Consider the following 19,136-nt stretch of genomic DNA (forward strand, 5'->3'; position numbering starts at 1 on the left):
CATAGGAATAAAAAACGGAGTACAAAAAAAATGATTTTAACAAAAGATTTTTAAGCTCACGGACGCATTACCCCTGCTGGAGCCATTCTATCAACAAGAGAATCGGCACCAACTTCTCACGCAACATCCGGTATGCCCGTTGTACCTGAGTCTTTACCGTCGTTTCGGCAATATCCAATTGCTCGGCTATTTCCCGATTCTTCTTTCCTTCCACCACCTTCAACAGGATAATCTCTTTGCACCGATCCGGCAATGAGTCTAAGGCTTCTTGTAGACGCCGCTGTACTTCTTCATCAATCACAACATCTTCCGTCCCGGAAAACAATTGTGCTTCAAATAACTTATCGTTATGCTCATCCCGGATTTTACGATCACGCAACACATTCAGACAGCGATTCCGTAAAGAGGTATAAAGATATGCTTTCAAAGAGGTCATCACCTGCAAGGTCTTCGCGTGATCCCAGATATAAAAAAATAAATCCTGTACCAGATCTTTCGCCTCCTCCTCGTCATACAAGTAACTCTCGGCAAATAAAACCATTTTAGCAAAATACTGCTCGTAAAGAAACCGAAACGCTTCCCGGTCACGCTTCTGCAAACGAATTAAAATATCGATTTCCTTATCTTCCATGTACATATTACTATCACAGCAAAAATAAACGATATAATCGAGAAAAACAACCACACCAGTAATTAGCTATAAAACAAATTACCTCATCGACAATTAATCATCGACGAGGTAATTATATCATCCGGAATATCCCCTTTACTTCACTTCCCGAATCAGCTCGACAATCCGCTCATTATTAATGATAATCATACCGTGCTTATCATTGGTTATTCCCGGTTCCAACTTATAGGTGTAAGTCGGTACACTCCCGTTCATCACCGTGGGCAAGTAAGCAAAGGTTGCATTATCGCAATTTTTACCCAACTCATGACCGACCTCGATGATATGCGTCGAGATCATAAAGGAACAAGCGTGGCGCTTTGCCAAAGCCGAGGTCACGGCATACGTGGCATCATAAGCATCCTTGACATTCGTACCCTTGAAAAGTTCATCGAAGATCACCACGAGTCGTTTGGAAAGGCTCACCTCGATAGCCACTTTCTTCACCCGAAGCACTTCCGCGTAAAAATGACTGTATCCCATGTTTATATTATCCGGCACATTGATAGAGGTATACATCCCGTCCTGCACGGTAAAACGCATTTCTCTGGCAGCCACGGGGAATCCCATGTGTGCCATATACACCGCGATACCGAAAGATTTCATCAGCGTGGACTTCCCCGCCATATTCGCTCCCGTCAGGAAAAAGATATTCTTCTGGCGGGTTATGGAAAGATCGTTGGCAACAGCCTTACGGATACAGGGATGATGCAAACCTTTTATCTCGATAGATACCTCTCCCTCTTTCATGGCTTCCGCGAAACAGAAGTCATATTCACGAGCCACTCGTCCGACCACAATATAAAGGTCTATCTCGCAGAAAAGACCGAGTAACTCCTGCAACGGCTTGAGCCATACGCTCCGCAACAAACGGTCGACAGAAAACATCTGACCGAAACTCAAAGGTTGTGTCGTATCTTCCAACAACCGGGCAAAAGCCTTATTATTCAACAAATCCAATCCCCACTTCACTCGTTCTTCCAATGGATTGCCCGCTATATCTTCATTCACCCGCTCGAGAAACGCTTTGCTTTCACGCAAGAAATGAATAGTCGCTTCCATGCCGGCACGCCAGATGCCAAAATGCTCGTCTTTACTAATCAACTCCAAAGACTTCATTTTGCACAGCAACAACAAATTGACAAACCAAGATGTACGATCGGCATTCCCTATGTACTGGTCGATCTCTTCCAGTTCCTCGGAATCACCGGGAAATTCAAGGGCATGCGTTTTAAAATAACGGAAAATCGCTGTTCTCCGGTTTATCTCATCAGCATCCGTCAAGGGGTGGGCAAACATCTGATCCATCAATCGTTCCGCCCCTCTGGTTACCAATCCGCCAAACAAGCTATAAACCGAATTACTGCTATACTTACCCAATATGTTCAAATCGTCCAAAGTCTGTTTATCCGTTTCAAAACTCATGATTTTCCTCCTTCCCCGTTTATAATATCAATGATTCTCTCGTTATTGATGATAATCATTCCGTGTCGGTCATTCGTGATCCCCTCTGCCAGCCGATAAGTATAAACCGGTTTGCTCCCCTCCATTTTAGTCGGAAGATAAACAAAACGAATATTCTTACACCGTTCTTTCAAAACTAAACCGACTTCTATGATATGTGTAGAAATCAAAAACAAGCAATTGGGAACACCCGCGAAGGCTTCCGTCACGGCAAGCGTGGCATCATAAGCATCCTTGACATTCGTACCCCGGAAAAGTTCGTCGAACACGATCACGAGATTCTTGGTCTGTTGCAATTGCATCACGACTTTCTTCAAACGTAATACCTCCGCGTAAAAATGGCTATATCCCATGCTTAGGTTATCGGGCAGATTAATAGTCGTGAACATCCCGTTGCGCACGGAGAACTCCATCGCTTCCGCCGGAACGGGGAACCCCACGTGCGCAAGGAATATCGCGATGGAAAAAGTTTTCATAAACGTGGATTTCCCCGCCATATTGGCTCCCGTGAGAAAAATGATATTGCTATTCTCGTCCACCTCGATCGTGTTGCCTATCGGTTTCGCCAAAAACGGATGGAAAGCACCTTTTATCTTCAACACGTTGCGCTCGGCAGGAAGCACGGAAGCAAAAGCAAACCCTCGTTCCTTAGCGACCCGTGCCACGGCGATATATACATCCATCAAATAAACGTAATGAAGTATCTTTCGGAAATTCTCCCGTTCCTCGAACCGAAGAATCCGGTCATAGACGACGGCTTCCTCGTAATTTATCTTTTTCTTGCCCGCGTACCATGCCCACTTTTCATTGTCCAACAAATTCTTCAAGTTCACATTTACCTCGGTTACGTCTTTACTGTCCGTGCTTCCGGTTTTATTCAGAAAATCATTCAAGGTATTCAACAATTCAAGACATCCCAGAATACCGTTTTGTATCCATGTATATCCCGTTTCGGCTCCCATCAGATTTTTCACTTTCCATTCCAGCGTATTATTCTGACTCATCAACTGACTACGGGTATCCGTGTTATCCAGATAAAACTCGATGGCATCGAAAATAGCCGCTCTAAACGGAAATTCCATCCCGCACTCTTGATAGTAATGTATCGCCGCACTCCGGTTAGCAACCAAATCGTATTCGGAAAGGGGGTACTGGAACATCTCTTCCAGTACTTTTGCCCCTCCTCGCGTATGCGTCCTGTTGAAGATTTCGTACACCGATTTGTTAGCCCCGGCGCTCAATATCGCCAAGTCGTTCAAAGTTTGTTTATCTATCCGAAATCCCATTATTTCAATTTCTTTTTATTAATTTCTCTTTCTACGAATCCACAAAATCGTACCCCACAACAACAGAATCACGGGAACAACACCCATGAAGGCAATCTTCACGTACGGCATATCCGGACGTTTCAGATGAATCCCGACATCCGACCCGTTCGGACGGCGTACATCCAAAGGCGCCTCCCCGTAAGAGAACCAATGGAACGTCCCGGTTACCAACGGATAATTCGCCACGGCTACCCCTCGTTCTCCGGCTACCCCGTCATTACTGATACAACTGGCATTTCCCAAGATCATGATTCGTTGTTCACGATCACCTATTTTACGGGATAGAGCCAAAGCCGTCGGGTACATTCGTTCGATCTCTCCCGCCGCGGGATTCAATACCACGGAATCATTCACGAAATCCCGTGTTTCCATCTCATTCCAACATCCGGTAGAATCGGTTCGCAATAACTCCCGCACGGTAAAGCCCTTATCCGTCGTGTAATCCAGTCCCACGGCATCCTTCATGTTCACTTTAAACCTACGTACCAGCCACATGAACTCATAATGATACGAAAGCTCTTTCACCGTTTCGGGCACGGCATTCACCATCATGGAATTCGGAAGAATATCCACCTTTTTCTGTACCAATGTTCCCGGTAACAAACGCACGCCTAACGGTTCCACGATCGGGTTCATCACGCTCTGTTTCCCGGCTCCCCCCGCAATCAACAAATTGCCGCCACGCTCGATATACTTGTTCAATTTCGTCATCTCTCCCGGAGTCAAAGGTTCTGACATATCGGCAATAACCAAAATATTTATATAACCGGGAATATCAGCATCACCCGAAATAGAAACCTCTTCCGTATCGAATCCTTGATTCAGCAATGAATGGCGGAATGTTTTCTCCCCGGCAAACAACAAATAATCCCGTTTCCGCTCTCCGGTGATGGAAGGTTCCCCGTGTCCGGTAAGGAATCCCACTTTGGGCATATCCATTACAAAACGTTTGAACATTACCCCGATTTCCGCCTCACTCGGGTGTGTTTCCATATCGTTAAACAACCGTAGGAAAGCCTTTTGTCCGTTTTTCCGTTCTACCAACCGCACGAAAACATTCCCTTCCGGTTCCAAATCGATTATCTTTTTAATCTGTTTCGGTGTCAGCATTTTTTTGATATCCCAATCCCTTTTTTCAGACTCCTCTTTTGCGATTTCATCAATTGTTTTTCCCGGATAGCGACTCATCAGCCAAGGATTAGTAGTCACCGTATCATAATAATAAACATATTTCATCTTAATATCCGGCTTGAAGCGAAGATATTGCTTGAAACGCCTTTTATCATCGTTCACCATCTCGGGCCACCCGTAATAAGCATCTCGATCCAAATAATTCACATAAGTCGTTATCGTCATTCCATCCTCCAGCGAGTTCATGATTTCCTGACTTACAGGCGTCAGTGTCATCCGTTTCGTTTCCGTCGAATCATAGAAACACATCATCATCGGGCGAGAAGTGATATAACCGATCAGACAAGTTCCCGCAATCACTCCCAGATACTTTCCCCACATGACACCCTTCGGGGCGTACTGGCGGGTTGAATTCAATCTCAAAATAGCTAGTGACAAGAACATTGCCGACACCACGATAAAATAGATTATATCCTCGCTGCAAATCAATCCGGCAATCATCTCTCCCGAACGTCCTGAAATACAAAGCCAATAGGTAATATCACGCACAAAATCATAACTCTGTCCTACTTGGTTCACGTAGTTTAACGCGGCCAGAATCACCAAGGTCCCGATACCGGCAACTACCTGATAGGAAGTCAGCGAAGATACGAACAGACCGATAGACGCGTAAGCACACAGTAACAAGTAAAGTCCCAGCAAACCGACCAAAGCTTCCTTGAATCCGAAATTATCAATAACACAACCGGCAAACAACACCATGATAAACAACACTCCCATCAACACCAACCCGTAAAGCATCATGGAAAGGAATTTTCCCAGAATGATATGGGTAGAAGTCACCGGCGACGCATACAGCAACTTAATGGAACCACTGCTATATTCCCGGCTCATCAACGACATCGTCAACAAAGGCATATACAAGTAAAGATATTGTTGCACGATCGTGTACAAGCCGCGCATACCACCTAATAACGAAGCCGTTTGCATCCCCCACGCGTAACCTAAGGTATTCGCCTGAGCCTTTTCTTCCATCAACCCGACAAACGTCATCCCTACTTGAAACGCGAACACGACCAAAATAAACCATGCTACCGGAGAATAAAACAAGGTAGCCAACTCCGCTTTTGCAATTTTATATATTCTTCTCATAATATTCTTCTCGTATAAATTCACATACTACTTTCTCCCCTTGGAAGCACTTTTTGATAATTGGGCAAATATCGCGTCCAGCGAACTCTTCTCGATCACCAGCTCGATCAATCCCCATCCTCTCGTGACACAAGTTTCAGCCACACGTTTAGCCGTATCCTGATCACCGTCATACCGCAAACGGAATCGTCTTTCCGACAAGGTTTCCACCTTGGAGATTCCCGGCATAAGCAAATCGCACTCCATCGGCGGCGTATCCAATTCCACTAGCAGGGTATTCGGTTGGATATAATTATCAAATTCCTCGATACTGCCCGAAAATATCATCTGCCCGTTCTCGATCATCTTAATATTCCGGCAAGTAGCCTGTACTTCGGAAAGAATATGGGTAGACAACAACACCGAACGCTCTTCCGCTATTTCCTTTATCAAATGGCGTACTTCCGTGATTTGGTTCGGGTCCAATCCATTCGTCGGTTCATCCAATACGACGAATTTCGGCTTATGCACGATTGCCTGTGCGATACCCACACGTTGCTGGTATCCCCCGGAAAGATTCCGCAACACCCGTTTGCTGAAATGCGTAATTCCGCAACGAGCCTTCGCCTCATCCACCGCTGCCTTAATCTGCTTCTTATCCACCATGTGAAGATCCGCACAATACGTCAGATACTCGTCTACCGTGAAATCTAAATGCAGGGGAGCCTTTTGAGGCAAGAATCCGATATTCTTCTTCGCCTCCACCGGATTCTCCCGCAGGTTAATCCCGTCTATAAACACGTTTCCCTCTGTCTGCTTCAACACCCCGCATATAATATTCATCGTCGTTGATTTTCCCGCTCCGTTGGAGCCAAGGAGTCCCATGATACCCCGTTGATTAATCTCGAAATTAATATCCCGGATAGCCCATTGGACACTGTAACGATGAGATAAATGCTCTACTTTTACAATTGAATTTTCCATTTAGTGATTTATTTAAATTATTCCATACAACGAACACGAAATTCAAAAGACATAGTCGTCCCATGCTATCGCCTTTCGGCGATAGCACAAGTGACTTTCAGTATAATTTATAAACTAATAAAAACTACTCGACATAACCGGAGTTGGCATTCCCGATCGCTTGTAAATCAATGCCGTACTTTTCGAGGAAATACGCTTGCAAAATGTCATGTTTCTTCTTTACCAACGGAAAAGTCAGATAAGTTGCCCATGAATTCTCCTCTGTCACGGCATGACTAATCATATTTTTCACGTACTGCTTGAAATCAGTGTCTTTTGATAACATCTTCGTGTAATAATCCACGAAATAACACCATTCACTCGCGTATCCGTATTGCTCCTCACTGTCTATACTAGGAATAAAACCTCTCTCCCGGGCATTCATCGGATCTCGTTCAGTAGCTTTCGTGTAATCGCTAACTTGATAAAATTCATTAGGAGCTTCAATAGCATTAATATTTAATAAATGATCCAAGAAAGCCTGTTGTATCCAATTCTTTGTCGACTTTTTGTCAGCAAGCGACATAGAACCCACATCTTCATTTAATCCCGCAATAGCCAACGTATTCGTCGTCAGATATAACTTAAGGTAAGTTGCAGGCCTCTCGTAAGTATAGGTCTGTTTCACGGAATCAGCAAGAAGTATCCGGTAAGGAAGATTCTTTTCTAAAAAATCATCCGGATAATAATTCAACCAAACTTCTTCCAGCAAATCCAACATCCCTCCCAAATACTGCGGATCCCCCAATATCGTTCCGAATATATTATTACCGGTAGAGACCGCAACCTGCGTCCAGTTAAAATCCTTTTGCGAATATTCGTACAAGAAATAAGAACCATACTTCTCGAACAAAGCCACCACCCGATCGTCTGCCGGAGATTTCCCCTGCGGCAATTTATAACTCTCGCCAAACGGGATATCCGGTCCCAAGTCATTATCATTGTCCGTGCAGGCAGTCCACGAACTCAAAGCGACAATCACAAATATAAATATCTTTCGCATAACGTCTTATTTTTAAAATCATTACATACTAACACCCACTCTCAGCGGTTCCTTGTCGGAAGCATTCTGTACCAATTCCTTATTTTTATCCATCACGCTACTCGGTAATGGCAACGTGTACATCGGATCTTTCTCCTTCAACGTGTACACCATAGCCGGACTGGTTGTACTCTCTTGATAAATATGCGTAATCTCCGGCATCCCGTAACGACGCAAATCAAACCAGCGGTGTCCCTCGTAACAAAGTTCCAAACGGCGTTCTTTCCGGATGGTATCCAACAAAGCCGTCGGATCGGCAATCGATACATCCCTGTAATCCATAATACGATGCTTACGAAGCGTATTCAAATCAGCCAACGCATCGGATTGCTTTCCGGTCAACCGCGAATAAGCTTCTGCACGGTTTAAATAAGCTTCCGCCAGACGCAAACACTGTCCCGGCTCTCCGGCTGCAGCATTTTTATTTATTAGCCAACCCGTAAAATCTCCACCCCCAGAATATTGAGCAATAATATAAATCCCTATCCTTCTGTCTTTACTATTAAACAACTTCAATAAATCTGAACTAACCACGTAAGCCATGCTATAATTATCTATTCTTGCACCGAAAATACAAACCGTCTCATTCACATCATAACTGTTCATGCAATAGTTCACGTTTTCATCCACTAAAGTAAGATCCGTTAATCCCCGTCCTAATTCTATCGCATCATTTGCCGCGTTAACCGCATTCTGCCATTCCTCCATGTAAAGATATACCCGGGACAACAAAATCTTCACGGCAGGGAGATTCATCCGGTAATTCCCAATCACCACGTTATATTTTTCAAACAACTTGGCAGAAGCATCCAAGTCTTTCAATATCTGTTCGTACACCTCTTTCACCGTGTTGCGGACTCCCCCGACTTCCTCCTGCACCGTAGAAGTTAATTTCAAAGGAACTCCCAACGCTTCTTTATTATAATTATACGGTTCCCCGTACAGGTTTACCAACCAGAAATAATAATAAGCCCTTAACGCCAAAGCCTCCGCTTTCACTTGCTCACGTTCTGACTGCGTACCGATAGCATCGTCAATATAATCCAGCACGGCATTACATCCCTTGATCCGCTCGTACCACATATAGTATTCCGTTGAGGCCAAAGGCGTCCCCTCATCTCTCCGGTACAAATCCGGTTGCCATGTAAAGGCAGGAAACCACTCCTCGGCACCAGTACTTCCAAGCACATTTTCTCCATCCCTGTCAAGCATCTTGTCATCATCCAATTGGGCAAGTATCGAGCCCGGATAATATGCCGTGGAAGGATAACCGGATCCCATGAGCAATTCACTAAAATCCGTCACTGTTTTCGGGATAACTTCATCTTGGGATTCTTCTTCCAAAAAATCGGAACATCCCCCGCTCAAAAATAATCCCACTGTAACAACAGCCAATCTTAATATATCTCTTTTCTTCATATCTTCTTTTTTTTCAATTTCAACATCAGAATGCAGCACTCAACGAGAGTGACATCGTACGCCGGGTAGGCCATCCTCCCGTTTCCGGATCAATGCCTTTCCATTTTTTATCGAACACGATCATAAACGGATTTGCCATACTTGCGCTCAGGTTCAAGTTCCTCACGTGAAGCACCCGTAACACTTGCTCACCAAACTGATAAGACAACGACAATTGAGTACACCGGATCAAGTCCGTATCGGCTACCCGAATATTCGCCATATTATACATTTGATAAGGAGACTTATATGTTCCTCCGCTTGTCGGCAAACGCAGTTCCGTGGTACTGCCTCGCCCGGGTAAAGAAGGATATATTGTTTCATCCCCGGGATTTCTCCAACGGTTCAACAATTTTCGGGAAGCATTTTGTTCCGGAGAAGGAAGTCCCTTCTGGCTGGAAGTATTATAGAAGTCCGGAATACGCCCCTGTCCCCCGAACTGCATGGAGAAATTAGCTTGGAAACGGAAATTCTTATACCTGAACGAAGTGGAAAGACCACCACTGAAGTCCGGTTCATCCTTACCGCTCAACACCAAAAATTTCGTGAAATCTTCCGTGTCATCTATATCCAGATTTTTAAACAACGGTGTTCCGTTCTCCGGGTCAAGCCCGTCAAATTCAAATGAATAAAATGCCGAGTAAGCCTCACCGTTGACAATACAAGTTCCGTTCAGGAAATCGTCCACGGTATTCACCCGCTCGTTATTCGTCTGTTTATTTTTCGTAACACCCGTATTCACGGAAAATTGCCACAAGAAATCCTTTGTCCGGACAGGCACGACATTGACTGTTAATTCGTACCCCTTATTTTCCATTTTAGAACCGAAAATCACGGAATTCAACATACCATTCTCCGCCGGTACATCCCGGGAAGAAAGCACGTCGCTATTCTTACCGAAAACATTTGCCAACACGTTCAACCGTCCATTCAAGAAAGCTAAATCCACGCTGAAATTCCAACTCTTCGTCTTCTCCCAACCCAGATTATCGTAAGGCAAGCCTTTAATATTCAACGTATATTGTTTATATTGTTCATGGAAACCACCATCTGACGCTATCAGATAAGGAGAAACATTTTCCACGGCATTCCCTTGATAACCATATGAAGCCGATATATCCAACCCATCAATCCAATTCCATCCCCGGGTGAAAGGCTCATTAGCAACTCTCCATTTAGCCCCGACTGACCAAGTAGGTCTGAATTTCTTATCCGGATCCTGTCCGAATCGGTTGGAAGCATCCAAACGAGCGTTAAAATTCACCACATAACGATTATCATACGAGTATATACCCGTGAAATATTCACTCAAAGAATTTGATTTACGATTTACCACTTTCCGGTTCGTTCGCATCTCTTCATAAAGCTCATTATTTTTAGCCGACGCCCCAACAGGAGTATACATCAGCGGAACACTTGCAAACGACTCTCCCCGGTATTTCAAGTAACCGTAATTCTTGTTTCTCGTTCCTGTCGTTTTTGCCGATGCGATCTCGATTCCAGCTTGCAGAGTCATACGATGAACATCCTTAAACGTCTTGTCATACACCAAACTATTCCGGAAAGTATAATCCCTTACAGATGATTCCTCCGTGTACAACAATCCCCCCCAAGGCAAACGAGAACCTTTCTCTTCCGCCTGATTCGCCAACACGGAACCAAACTCATATCCCCTCATACTCGTGATATAGAATGATTGTTCCGTAGCCCACGATTTAATATTGGAAGAAGACAGCCCATAGGAGAACACGCCTTGATACTGTAATCCCGGAAGAATCGTCCAATTCAAATCCAAAGAAGTAGAAAGCTTTTTCGTCGTGTTTTCATTCCCCGTATTATTCCGTTCATTAAGAATATTATAATTATACCGATTTTTCAAAGGTATAGAATTACTCGAGGCACCTACCTTTTCATGATAAAACAACGTTCCGTCCTCATTATAGGCAGGAATCACCCGAGATGTATTATAAGCATAATCAAACGGACTAACATTATAAGCAAATCCCTCCGTGTTCCGCAAACTCCCGTTAACCAAAAAACTGGCTTGTAAAGTAGGCAGGAACTTCATCGTTGTATTTGAACTCACGGAAAAATTCGACATTTCATTCCCGATAGCCTCTCCGAGCGTTTCGGAGATATTGATTGAAGTCCGGTTTGAAATTTTCTCCGACCCTCCGGTCACGCTAAGCGAATGCTGGTGACTGACAGAATTACGGAATAAAATACTAAACCAATCCGTATTCATCCGCTCCATTTTCCGGAACTCCTCTTTCATTTCACTCTCCGTGATTTCCTTATTGTTCAATTTCTCTACAAGTCCCTCGTACCCGATAGGCAATATCGAATTAGGGAACGATACCCGTTCCTCGTAGATTTCTTGGGATAATTGCATTCTTTCTTGTGAAGTCATCCGGTCGTACATCCCGTATTTAGGACGTTGACCTACAGTCACACTCCCACTGTAAGACACGGAAAGTCTTCCCGTTTCTGCTTTTTTCGTGGTTATCACGATCACGCCGTTTGCTGCTTGCGAGCCGTAAATTGCCGTGGCGGAAGCGTCTTTTAACACTGTCAAAGTCTCAATATCATTCGGATTCAACCAAGAGATAGCATTCGATACAATCAAACGTAAATCCTCGATATCCCCGGACAACTCATCCTGCATTGGAATCGGCTCACGCTGAATCACGCCGTCGACCACCCAGACAGGTTCCTTATTTCCTAACAACGTGGAAGTTCCTCTTACCCTAATTTTCGGAGAAGCACCGACCTGCCCGGTACTCATCCGAACTGTCATACCGGGAACCACACCTTGCAACATTTGATCAATAGAAGTCATACCCGCAATTTTGATATCGTCCACTTTTACCGTGGTCACGGCTCCCACGTAACTACCTCTATTTACTGTCATATATCCCGTCACGACAACATCATCCAATGTCGCCACATCCTCCTTCATCACCACGTTGATCGTATCCTTCCCGGCATAGACAATCTCTTGCGCTTCCATACCGATAAAAGAAAACACGAGAGAAAACTTCTCCGGGGCATTCGGTATCGAAAGTTGATAATCTCCCGTGCTATTCGTTGCCGTTCCTATCGGGAATCCCTTCAATTGAACGGTAACACCGGGTAGAGGTTGCTTCTTCGCGTCCGTCACTTTTCCGACAATACGAATAACCTTTGCCTGTTGCACGGCAAGTTCCCGAACAATATACACTCCTCCCTCTTCGAAAAACTCGAAACGAGTATCTTTCAGCACTTGTCGCAACGCTTCGACTACATCCATTTCCGTGATTTTCATCTCACGGCACTGCACTTGTTTCGTCTTACCCGCATCATACAGAATACGGATTCCCGACTGATTCTTTATTTGCTTCAGCACCTCGTTCAAATTCATATCGGACTTTACCGAGATATTCACCTTTTGGGTAAATGCACTGGCTGAAATAAAGAAAAACATCACAAAAAATAACGTCAGTTTCATCACTTGAAAAATTTTTTTGACACAATGTGGTCGTACCCACACTTCGGGTGGATTTTTTTTCATAACTTTGTTTGATTTTATAAGTTTAACACTTAGAACAAAAAGGGATTCGATACATGGTTTGGTCGCTCTGTTTCGAGCCCTTTTTTTATTTTGCTTTTCTCACTATCACAACATTATCTTCTATTTCAAATTTCACGTTTGTTCCTAACTCGAATAAATTCAATAACGGTCTTACATCCGAATATTTATCCAGCGTTCCGGATAACTCCACGTTTTTCAAATCCTCCGAATCAAACTGCACTTTCAAATCGTACCAACGCGCTAAAACGACCATAATCTCCGATAAACGCTGTTCCTCGAAACAGAAAAGATGATCTTTCCATGCCGTGTACAATCTTGTATTCACCTTACAGACCCGAGGTAATTCATTCCCTATCTTGTAAGTTAATTGTTCCCCGGGACGCAACACGATTTCCGGTTGCGACTCATGCACGTAACTGATTGCCCCTCGTTCCAAAGTCGCGATCATCGTGGTCGAGTCGTAGACAGCCACGTCGAATCCCGTACCCAATACTTTCACGTCACCGGCAGCCGTGTTCACGATAAAAGGTTTATCCGGATTACTTTTCACGTCAAAATAAGCCTCCCCCTTCAAATAAACCTGCCGGGAATCCCCCTTGAACTGAAGCGGGAAATGTAACTCCGTCTCGGAATTTAACCACACGTTCGTACCGTCCGACAAAACCAGATGATACTCTCCTCCACGGGGAATAATCAATTTATTATAACTCTTTTCCGTCATGACAACTTCACTTGCCTCCTCTCCGCATATCACTCCCGCGGAATCAATATGGATAACTCCTTCCGTGGTTTCTATCCTCGAGGAACGAGCCTCTTTCAGGTCAAGCGTCCGCCCGTCATTCAACACGAGCACCGCTTTCCGTTCCCCGGGAGTAATCACCTTTTTCACTGAAGGCACATTCCCCCGTTGCTCCGGTTCCACTTGGAACATCCAAACCACCCCTAAAAGAACAGCTACCGAAGCCGCTACCGAACTTACCCGAATCATCACCCGGCGACGATTACGCCTTCTCAATTTCCCGAAAGCCGCGTCAGCATCAAAACGTCGCTGTTCCTCATACTTTTGTTTTAGATAATCCGGTCGGGAAAGCCTCCCGGCGATCCGTTCCTCCATCGAATCACCGACAAATTCTCTGTCAGAACTTTCCTCTTCTAAAAAAAGTCCTTTTAGATAATCCGTAACCCGCTTGGATCTATTCGCTATATTTTTCCAATCTCGTATCATTTCATGTTTCTTCTCATTTAAAGAACACATGACTTTAAAAAACGGGTGACAAAAAAAATCAAAAAAATGAACCACCCCTCACCCAAACGTTCACGTACATAAGCATACGCCCTCTTTTTCTGCGTCTTAACGGAATTTTCGCTTATCTGCAATTTTTCGGCAATCTCTTTCACTTTATCGCCATTCATACTCATCAACAGCACATCCTTCTGCTGCCCGGACAACTCGTCCACTATCGCGTAGAACCTGTTCACGACATCTTCCTCCACCGCAATCTCGATCACAGGATCAAACTCTTCCTGCTCCTCCAGCACTTTCTCTCCCCATTTCTCGTAAAGTCCTTGAGCGTACCCTTGATCCCGTACCAGATTTAATGAACGGGTATATACCGCCCGATACAAATAAGCTGTTAATGAAGGACCATCTTCAAACCGGATAGATGAATCCCATATTTTAATGAAACAATCCTGAACAACATCCTCCGCAACATCCGTATCTTTCACGATTTTCAAGGCATAGTTACAGAGTGCAGGATAAAATCTCCTGTACAACTCTCTCCACGCTCCCTCTCGCTTCTTGTTCACATTTTCAATAAAATGATCCATAATTACAATATCCAATTCTAATTCAGATCCCATCACCTTAATACAAAGATGCAAATAATTATCGAGAATTTAAACGTAATCTCTTCAAATTCTCGACATCTTTTTTTCCAAGTACCTCATATCTACCTCTACTTTGAACGATAATCCGGCACGCCATCTCGAAAAATAACGCCCGTTGAAGCACATCGTCAAAATCCTTCCCGCACACCACCTGCCCGTGATTACTCATCAGCACCGCATCGTGTTCCCGCATACCGTCAATCACCGCTTGCGCCAATTCCGGTGAGCCGGGACAATAATAAGGAATAACAGCAATCTCCCCCACGTGATAAGGCACCTCCAATGTCACGTTAAAACTTTCCGGTTTCTCCTTCATGCACGCCACAACAGTCGCGTACTCCGATTGGAAATGCAACACCACGTTCACGTCCGCCCGCTCCCGCATAACCCCCAAATGAAAAACACTCTCCATGGAAGGTCTTACCCCGTTTTCCGACAGCCCGCTCACCACATCACATACTGCCACCCGCTCCCCCGTCAAAACAGGCAACCATGAACCCGTCCCCGAAACGAGAGCCTTCTCCCCGACTCTCCATGACAAATTCCCGCTACTGCAAAGCATCAACCCTGCCTCACCATACCGGTGCGCTTGGGTCACAAAGTACTCTATACTCTCTTCTGTGATCATAACAAGCGCAAATAACGTGAATTAATTCAAAGAAAACAAGAAAAGGAGGGGTTTAAAAAGTACTCATCTACCACACTAATAAGTACTTTTTAGACACCTCCAAAATTTTAAAAGATCTATTTTAAAGACTCTCGCAACTTTTCAAAAAGGAAGTTAAGGTAACCACGTTGCTCTTCCGGACATTTTTTCAACAACGGCTCATACAATGCTATTAACTCTCGACCTTCCTCAAGTGGAATACTTCGTATCATGGAAAATATCAATTCAAAATCGATATTATCATACTCACTATATTTCTTCAATGCCTGAACTAAAGCGGGTACATTCTCATTTCTCATCACTTCGGCGATCTCGATCTCGGTAATCAAGACCTCTTTGTGTGGCAGGTCCAGCACTTGAAGTTCCTCGTGAATTTGTTCTAACTTTTTACGATTCGCCTTGGAATCATAATCCAGCGCCTTGAAAATCGCCGCATGGAAATTATTAAACAAATATCGGTTAACATCTTGCTTACCTATACGTTTCCGAAATTTTGACAAATTATTTACCACAAACTTGAAATCATCCGAACCGTACCCTTTCATGATCGGCCAGTACTCTTTTCCCAACTTATCTTCAGCTGTCAAAAGAGAGTCTATCAAGTAATCGACCTCGCCAAGTCTTCTTGTTTCAAAAGCATCCATCAAGGCCAACTTGTAATTAATCAATTGCTTCTTGTTAATTTTACCGGCTTCATAAAGATCTCGTAAATAACCGTATGAAGTCTCTTTCTTCATACCTTTCTCGATTCTATTAATGAAAACCTCTATATTCGGGGAGCCACCCATGATTTTATGCTGCATGTGCCCATTCGGGGTAAAAATAAAAAATGTCGGATACCCGGCAATTTCAAGTTTTTTGTCCAACTCGATTCCTTCGCCTTTTTCCATATCAAGTTTAATACTTACAAACCTCGGATTAAAATAATCCCCGGCTTTTTTCAACGGGAAGATTTCATCCGCCATCGCTTTACAAGGCCCACACCACGAGGTATAGCAATCCAAAAACACCAACTTCTTTTCGCATTTTGCTTTTGCTAAAGCCTCTTTGAATGTCAATGATTCAAAACGAATCCCGTCTTGTCCGAATGCCGCAACACAAGCGACCACGAGTAATGTAATAAGAGTAATTTTTTTCATGAATACAGTATTTATATACAAAAACGAGAAAGGGGAACACCACAATGCGGATTCCCCCTTCCATCAATTTTTAATTTGAAAGATCAACGTTATACTTTTCACAATAAGCCGCAAAGAAGGTTTCAAACAGGGCAAATTTCCGGATCAAGCGTTCAAAATCTTTATAAGTTTCATAAAACTCGTCTTTTTTATTCCAATAAACGAACGCCCAAGCAGCAAAGTCTCGCAAATCATCTGTTTGGGTAACAGACTTTTTCACGTCCGTAAACTCTTTCTTCCAACGCCAAAATCCTAAAGATTTCGGATCTGCTTCATATTCATCATGATACTCGGAAAACTCAGTATCGTATCTTCCCCAACCATTCCCCTCGTTGGTAATCTTATAAAATTCTTCTAACTCTTCCTGCTCTATATTGGCATTTATCCAATCAACACAACGAGGAGCAAATATTCCCCCTACCCAATGCTCCAACTCCATATCACTCATTTGTAAAATCGAGGATAATTTTCCAACGACATATCCTCTTATCCCGTTACTATACACGTCAATTTCGACATCATGCATTTCATATTGATATTCCATCCGAGAATTTATGGTATCAACGAACAATAAAGATCTAGGATATATTTCTTCTGGAAGAACCGCAAGAAAACGTTCTTTAAATGTAGTGACCGCTTTAATCATCGCCAACGTATCTTTGGACAAAGCCATTGTCCCAAAATCAGAATAAGTACCCCAAACATAATAACCCGGATCAAATAATTGTATATAAATAATCGGATTACCATACGCATCTACCCCCAAATCTCTTTGTCCCAAGGTATCATTCACAAAAATAGAAAACTGGTAATCTCTATATATCTGATATAACAATTGATTCAACTCCCCCGGTCTATCTTTAATTTCAAACCAATCCGGGGAACTTTCCGTTGCTACCACATCCTCGTCACCATTTGTACAACGAGCAAAAAAACAAATAATAATTATGCATGTTATAAAATATAATGTCTTCATAATTTCGTGATTTTTAATTGTTATTACCAATCATCGTACGCACCTCACGTTTCTCGTTATCAACCGTCACTCCTTCATTAAACACCAGCTCACGATCAGGGATAGGCAATACCCATGCGTTATCATTCGGATAGGGTTTCAGAACATAGGTCCCCTTGTACACTCCCGCTCCACCATAACTAGACGCAGCATCGAATACCTTATGCACTATTTCCTTTGCATGCGAATACTTTGGTGACACCGCATAACGACGCAAATCAAACCAACGATGTCCTTCAAAACACAACTCTCTTCGACGTTCTTCCCGAATAAAATTTACCAATTCTTGACCACTCAAATTAGAAATATTAGGTGACTGATTGTATGCGAATCTCTTATCCATCAATATTTTGATCGTATTTTTAGCTTCAGTCTGATCAAGCATGGCTTGCGCCTCTGCCTTGTTCAAATACACCTCTGCCGCACGCATAACAAAAGCATCAAACACAGAAGTCGCTCCATTATAAGCTTTAGTACCTTTTATACAAAGATACTTACCACTTTCTTTTTCTGACCTCTTAAAAAAGAAATTAGCTCTAAGGTCAACAACCCCCTGATCTGCATATTTGAAATACAAATTATATAATTCATCTGACACCCGATAACGTCCGATTGCCGGCTTCATCCAATCGTCAGTCATTAAAATTTGCACGCTTGAACTACCTTGCGTGAAGAATATCTCGGGAGATTTCGACGTGTTTATAACTTGTCCTCTTGCCAACTCGTTAAAATCGTATAAAGTCACCTTTTGTTCAATAATCTTATCACACTCCTCTATCGCCAATTGCCATTCTCCCATGTACAAATAAACACGACTTAACAACAATCTAGCATCTTGCTCATCAGCCCTATAAATTGTCGGCTGTTTAATACCTGCTAAATTTTCAGCGGCACCTTTCAGATCTTTCACAATCTGTTTATAAACATGGGATACCGGATCTCGACTAAAATGCTTGTCCTCTATATATTCCGTGAGATTCAAACTAACACCAAGATCCGAATCTGCAGTTTCTTTTGAAAAAGGTTTCGCATAAAGATTCACCAATAAGTAGTAATAAGCTCCGCGCAAAAACAAAGCTTCGCCCAACACTCTACGACGAAGTTCTTCTGGATCATCTTGAAATTCTTTGACATAGGATATAATCACATTTAAGTAGCCAATATGCTTGTAAAGGCGAGCGTAATCATAATTGTCAATCGGACTATTACTTAATGTCATAAACGGCTCTTCTTGCCACGTATACAAATTCCTACACCAAGAAGCCGGGCTTATTAAACTAGTTTCTGAAAAATATCCCGAAACAAATTCTTCTACATCATCATCCATCACATGTAGATGCGGAAAATAGTGACTGGTTCGAGAATATGTAATACTCGTCGACCCGTAACTACCTTCCGGCATACGTTGCATATATCCGTCCCCGATCATAATTTCGTCCAAATCAGTACACGAAGATGCATAAACCAGATCTCGAGAATATTCTTGCAAAAAATCGCCACAAGAAAGAAATGTCACGCAACTAATGGCAAAAAATAATATCATGTAATACTTTTTCATATCGCTCAAA

14 protein-coding genes are annotated in these 19,136 nt (G+C 43.2%); all 14 read right to left on the bottom strand.

All coding sequences use genetic code 11. The features are described from left to right. Positions 1–67 precede the first annotated feature (67 nt). Positions 68–631: an RNA polymerase sigma-70 factor gene (locus tag H8S64_RS09380; protein ID WP_227217074.1), complete on the bottom strand. Its 564-nt coding sequence runs from the start codon at positions 629–631 to the stop codon at positions 68–70. 135 nt (positions 632–766) lie between these two features. Continuing rightward, positions 767–2,095 carry a MutS-related protein gene (locus tag H8S64_RS09385; RefSeq protein WP_186975872.1) on the bottom strand — a complete coding sequence of 443 codons (1,329 nt, stop codon included), beginning with the start codon at positions 2,093–2,095 and terminating at the stop codon, positions 767–769. Continuing rightward, a complete protein-coding gene (locus H8S64_RS09390; protein ID WP_186975873.1) occupies positions 2,092–3,420 on the bottom strand; it encodes a MutS-related protein in 1,329 nt (442 codons plus the stop codon). The genes H8S64_RS09385 and H8S64_RS09390 overlap by 4 nt, the downstream gene beginning before the upstream one ends. A gap of 18 nt (positions 3,421–3,438) precedes the next feature. Next, on the bottom strand, positions 3,439–5,745 hold the full coding sequence (locus H8S64_RS09395; RefSeq protein ID WP_186975874.1) for a Gldg family protein: 2,307 nt from the start codon (positions 5,743–5,745) through the stop codon (positions 3,439–3,441). Between the two features lie 27 nt (positions 5,746–5,772). Next, positions 5,773–6,708 carry an ABC transporter ATP-binding protein gene (locus H8S64_RS09400; protein ID WP_099291760.1) on the bottom strand — a complete coding sequence of 312 codons (936 nt, stop codon included), beginning with the start codon at positions 6,706–6,708 and terminating at the stop codon, positions 5,773–5,775. A gap of 124 nt (positions 6,709–6,832) precedes the next feature. After that, complete coding sequence (locus H8S64_RS09405) at positions 6,833–7,750, bottom strand: hypothetical protein (RefSeq protein WP_186975875.1); 918 nt, start codon at positions 7,748–7,750, stop codon at positions 6,833–6,835. Positions 7,751–7,771: 21 nt separating this feature from the next. Beyond that, positions 7,772–9,208 (bottom strand): RagB/SusD family nutrient uptake outer membrane protein, encoded by a 1,437-nt coding sequence (locus tag H8S64_RS09410; protein ID WP_186975876.1) that lies wholly within the window; start codon positions 9,206–9,208, stop codon positions 7,772–7,774. 25 nt (positions 9,209–9,233) lie between these two features. Next, a complete protein-coding gene (locus H8S64_RS09415; RefSeq protein ID WP_255469495.1) occupies positions 9,234–12,734 on the bottom strand; it encodes a SusC/RagA family TonB-linked outer membrane protein in 3,501 nt (1,166 codons plus the stop codon). Positions 12,735–12,882: 148 nt separating this feature from the next. Continuing rightward, positions 12,883–14,043: a FecR family protein gene (locus tag H8S64_RS09420; RefSeq protein ID WP_186975877.1), complete on the bottom strand. Its 1,161-nt coding sequence runs from the start codon at positions 14,041–14,043 to the stop codon at positions 12,883–12,885. A gap of 17 nt (positions 14,044–14,060) precedes the next feature. Next, positions 14,061–14,648 carry an RNA polymerase sigma factor gene (locus tag H8S64_RS09425; RefSeq protein WP_186975878.1) on the bottom strand — a complete coding sequence of 196 codons (588 nt, stop codon included), beginning with the start codon at positions 14,646–14,648 and terminating at the stop codon, positions 14,061–14,063. Positions 14,649–14,706: 58 nt separating this feature from the next. After that, positions 14,707–15,336, bottom strand: coding sequence for a class II aldolase/adducin family protein (locus tag H8S64_RS09430; protein WP_186975879.1), 630 nt, complete (start codon positions 15,334–15,336; stop codon positions 14,707–14,709). Positions 15,337–15,452: 116 nt separating this feature from the next. Continuing rightward, complete coding sequence (locus H8S64_RS09435; RefSeq protein WP_186975880.1) at positions 15,453–16,514, bottom strand: thioredoxin family protein; 1,062 nt, start codon at positions 16,512–16,514, stop codon at positions 15,453–15,455. 70 nt (positions 16,515–16,584) lie between these two features. Beyond that, on the bottom strand, positions 16,585–17,529 hold the full coding sequence (locus H8S64_RS09440) for a hypothetical protein (RefSeq protein ID WP_186975881.1): 945 nt from the start codon (positions 17,527–17,529) through the stop codon (positions 16,585–16,587). Between the two features lie 13 nt (positions 17,530–17,542). Beyond that, the gene (locus H8S64_RS09445; protein ID WP_186975882.1) at positions 17,543–19,126 is read right to left on the bottom strand and encodes a RagB/SusD family nutrient uptake outer membrane protein; all 1,584 of its coding nucleotides are present in this window, start codon (positions 19,124–19,126) and stop codon (positions 17,543–17,545) included. Between the last annotated feature and the right edge of the window lie 10 nt (positions 19,127–19,136).

The sequence above is a fragment of the Butyricimonas hominis genome (assembly GCF_014287455.1).
Taxonomy (GTDB): Bacteria; Bacteroidota; Bacteroidia; order Bacteroidales; family Marinifilaceae; genus Butyricimonas; species Butyricimonas muris.

Coding starts and splice junctions, on each gene's coding strand:
- H8S64_RS09445 (WP_186975882.1), bottom strand. CDS start 19,126: ATGAAAAAGTATTACATGATATTATTTTTTGCCATTAGTTGCGTGACA.
- H8S64_RS09405 (WP_186975875.1), bottom strand. CDS start 7,750: ATGCGAAAGATATTTATATTTGTGATTGTCGCTTTGAGTTCGTGGACT.
- H8S64_RS09440 (WP_186975881.1), bottom strand. CDS start 17,529: ATGAAGACATTATATTTTATAACATGCATAATTATTATTTGTTTTTTT.
- H8S64_RS09400 (WP_099291760.1), bottom strand. CDS start 6,708: ATGGAAAATTCAATTGTAAAAGTAGAGCATTTATCTCATCGTTACAGT.
- H8S64_RS09390 (WP_186975873.1), bottom strand. CDS start 3,420: ATGGGATTTCGGATAGATAAACAAACTTTGAACGACTTGGCGATATTG.
- H8S64_RS09410 (WP_186975876.1), bottom strand. CDS start 9,208: ATGAAGAAAAGAGATATATTAAGATTGGCTGTTGTTACAGTGGGATTA.
- H8S64_RS09395 (WP_186975874.1), bottom strand. CDS start 5,745: ATGAGAAGAATATATAAAATTGCAAAAGCGGAGTTGGCTACCTTGTTT.
- H8S64_RS09425 (WP_186975878.1), bottom strand. CDS start 14,648: ATGGATCATTTTATTGAAAATGTGAACAAGAAGCGAGAGGGAGCGTGG.
- H8S64_RS09415 (WP_255469495.1), bottom strand. CDS start 12,734: ATGAAACTGACGTTATTTTTTGTGATGTTTTTCTTTATTTCAGCCAGT.
- H8S64_RS09385 (WP_186975872.1), bottom strand. CDS start 2,095: ATGAGTTTTGAAACGGATAAACAGACTTTGGACGATTTGAACATATTG.
- H8S64_RS09430 (WP_186975879.1), bottom strand. CDS start 15,336: ATGATCACAGAAGAGAGTATAGAGTACTTTGTGACCCAAGCGCACCGG.
- H8S64_RS09380 (WP_227217074.1), bottom strand. CDS start 631: ATGGAAGATAAGGAAATCGATATTTTAATTCGTTTGCAGAAGCGTGAC.
- H8S64_RS09420 (WP_186975877.1), bottom strand. CDS start 14,043: ATGATACGAGATTGGAAAAATATAGCGAATAGATCCAAGCGGGTTACG.
- H8S64_RS09435 (WP_186975880.1), bottom strand. CDS start 16,514: ATGAAAAAAATTACTCTTATTACATTACTCGTGGTCGCTTGTGTTGCG.